This is a genomic window from Halogranum amylolyticum (assembly GCF_900110465.1).
In the GTDB taxonomy this organism is placed as follows: Archaea; Halobacteriota; Halobacteria; order Halobacteriales; family Haloferacaceae; genus Halogranum; species Halogranum amylolyticum.
In genome coordinates, this window is record NZ_FODV01000053.1 from 1 (window position 1) to 3,055 (window position 3,055).

Genomic DNA, 3,055 nt, shown 5'->3' on the forward strand with positions numbered 1-3,055 from the left:
AACCGGCCACGACTGTGTTCACGCCGCATCCGGGCAAGCTGACATCGTTTCGACCCAGAGAGCGTGCTCCCTCCCCTTCCCATCGGTTCTGCGCCCAATCGTGGTCGACAAGCCTCGGTCGTGACGGGCCATCGTGAGTGGGGCGCCTGTCCGTTCGCGGTTGCTGTCGTCGTCTTCGAACGAGCGCCACTCGGGGCCGTGGTCGATCTGCTGGTCGGCGATGACCAGCCCACAGTCTTCACAGACGGTTTCTACCGCGTTGGTCGCCACGTGGCCGTTGCATTCGGGACAGTTGTTCGAACTGGACTCATGCTGGACGTCTTCGTCGAAGGTCGTCTCGTAGATATCTCTCGTTGCCATGGTACTCACGAGGGACACCAGACGAGTCGTGAATCTCTTGCGCCCCTCACCCCTCAGGGGCAGAAAAACAGCCGTGCGGTCTTGTCGAACTCATCAGAGTCTGATAGAAGTAGTCTGCTGAACGTAGAGGGTGTGTCTATCACTAACTATCAGAGTCAATTGACCACCCTCACTGCATCGGCGGGTGGCGGGGGAGCGTTTCACTCTTCCTCAACGGTTGAGACGTCCTGCCACGACGACTCACCGAAGAACGTCTGTAGCGCCCCGAGGACCCCTAAGTATGTCCCAAAGAGGACGATTACGAACGGGACTATGAGTGCCAGCACTAAACTACCGAGTGGGTTGATTCCGAACATTTGGAGGGGAGTCATATCATGTGGTAGGCTCCACTTTGCATAATATTGCCGAAATCGGGCACAACTAATTCGCATCTGTGACTTCTGGAAGTGACCGATATGCGCGCTGTATTCAGCACGGCCACAGAAAACTCACCGAACGCTGTCAGTAGTGGTGTGACACATACAGAGAGTGTATTCAGCAGAACCCAGTGCTTGATTTTCACCGATTATGCTCATGGTCACATGGTTTATATCCGAACCAATACTATCAATGGTATGAATTGTTCACGTCGCCAAATTGTACTCGCTGTAGGCTTGATTCTGGTAGCCGCTGCTCCTCTCTTAGTTATCAACACTTCCAGTGGCCCGGCTTTCATTTTGCTTCTCAGTTTCCCGCTATCTGCTTTGGGTGGGTCACTTGTGGGTTATAGCATCGCACAAAAGATCGCCTCGCCCACAGTGGCAGCCAGAATCGCATTAACCATGGGATGTGGATTACTTTCGACCTACAGCCAACCGATTGTCGTTTGGTGGCTGAGTGGTGGCTCATCACTCTCAGATTTCCTCATAAATGCCACACCAATCGCGATCGGGCTTGCCCTCGGTATCACGCTACTCATCGAGGGTCTACGAACCATACGAACACGTTCCTCTGAGAAATCACACGCATTCTAATCTGACCGACTCGCGCGCTGAGTTCAGCACGGCCACAGAAACCTCACCGAATGCTGTCAGAAGTGGCGTGCAACACTCAGTGGGTGTATGCAGAAGAGCAAGTGGCTTCTATCGACCTAAGCGAGAACGGAGCAACCCAATTCCACCTCGGAAGACGAACGCATAACTGACGAGGATACCGAGAAGGTACGAGAATAGCAAATACGAATTGGCACCGAGACCGATAGACTCTGAAAACTGAAACAACGCCGGTATCGCGGAGTCTCGGAAGATAAAGAGCGTTGCGAACAGATAGAAAAGCGCACTCGAAAGGAGATATGCACCAACGACGAACAGCCCTGCTCGGACTGAGATTTTGCCGATGTTCCTAATTTCACTCATTGCTTGTATGAATTCGTCCTACGCATTTCAGCATTCTGTCGTGACCGACTTGCGCGCTGGGTTCAGCACGGCCACAGAAACCTCACCGAACACTGTCAGAAGCGGTGTGCAACACTCAGAGCGTGTATGCAGCACGCAGAGTTCGATTTTCACTGTCACCAGTTGCCGCCAACACTCGCAACGGGTGTTGACTGGTTCGTCAGCCACGGGACGAGAACGTCAGCGAGGCGCTGATGCGCTTCGTCATATGAGAGTGGCGCAGGCGAATCCCCACGCTGTCCGCTATACGACGCAAACTGTGTGTGGTTCATTCCTCTGATCTCGTGGCTCGTCGTGGTGGGCGGTAATCGGGTGTTCGCCTCCTGGTAGTTCTCACGATTCAGAACAGTATCTGCGCTCCCGGTGACGCTGAGAACGGTGAATGGCTCGTCGCGTATGTCTACGTTGCAGTAAGACGCGAACAAGACGAGCCCTTGGACGTCATGTGAACTGGCGTACTGGCAGGCGGCAACGCCCCCAAGTGAATGACCACCAATGAACCATGTCTGGATACTGGGATGCTGAGACCGAATTCTCTCGGCGGCATCGGTATTGAGTAGCGCAAAGTTGAGTGGCATCTCCGGAATAAAAACCGTGATATTCGTCCGTGTCGCTACCGGTGCGAATGTACTATAATACGCGTCCGGTGCGACACGAGCACCAGGATAGAACACGAACCCAATAGTCGAGTTGGTATTCGCCGGGGTGAGAACGTGTACGCCGGCTTCAGTCGTAACGGTCACTTGAGGGTCGTCTAGAACCTGCTGGACCGACGACGCCGGTCCGTGATACGGCATCGAAAAGTAGAGCACGGCACCGCCACTCCCGACGATCAATACCACAAACACGACGGCAATTGCTTGCTTCCACCGATTCATATCTATAAGAATGTAGCATGCATATAAACAGCATCTGTTCGGTTAGCCACCCAATTCTGCCGCTCGCCGTTCCCGGTGGGGGTCACTTTCATTAGAGCCGTCTGTAACGCTTCGAACACACCGATCGCTACACTCGCAATCGCTCGTGGACTTCACAGTCGAGTGACCTCCGAAGTCCCATCCGAGAAGTGTGTTTGTGGAGACACTGTGACCGATACGCGCGGTGAGTTCAGCACGGCCACAGAAACCTCACCAATTGCTGTCAGAAAGTGCGTGCAACACTCAGAGGCTGAGTTCACCTATGGAAATTCTGCTGGCTCAACTAACCACCGCTGGCGATAAAGTTGTTCGGACGATCTCGCTTCTCTCGTTCTTCAATGGCGA

2 protein-coding genes and 1 pseudogene are annotated in these 3,055 nt (G+C 53.7%); all 3 read right to left on the reverse strand.

Annotation, left to right across the window (positions count from 1 at the left end):
• Positions 1-360: pseudogene (locus tag BSG17_RS25725) on the reverse strand (TFIIB-type zinc ribbon-containing protein); the annotation flags it as partial.
• A 200-nt stretch (positions 361-560) separates the two neighbouring features.
• Positions 561-731, reverse strand: coding sequence for a hypothetical protein (locus BSG17_RS27410; protein ID WP_160113956.1), 171 nt, complete (start codon positions 729-731; stop codon positions 561-563).
• 1,178 nt (positions 732-1,909) lie between these two features.
• The gene (locus tag BSG17_RS25735) at positions 1,910-2,671 is read right to left on the reverse strand and encodes an alpha/beta hydrolase (protein WP_089828189.1); all 762 of its coding nucleotides are present in this window, start codon (positions 2,669-2,671) and stop codon (positions 1,910-1,912) included.
• Positions 2,672-3,055 lie beyond the last annotated feature (384 nt).

What these genes read in the sequence shown, in the direction of transcription:
- BSG17_RS27410 (WP_160113956.1), bottom strand. Translation starts at nt 731, where the DNA reads ATGACTCCCCTCCAAATGTTCGGAATCAACCCACTCGGTAGTTTAGTG.
- BSG17_RS25735 (WP_089828189.1), bottom strand. Translation starts at nt 2,671, where the DNA reads ATGAATCGGTGGAAGCAAGCAATTGCCGTCGTGTTTGTGGTATTGATC.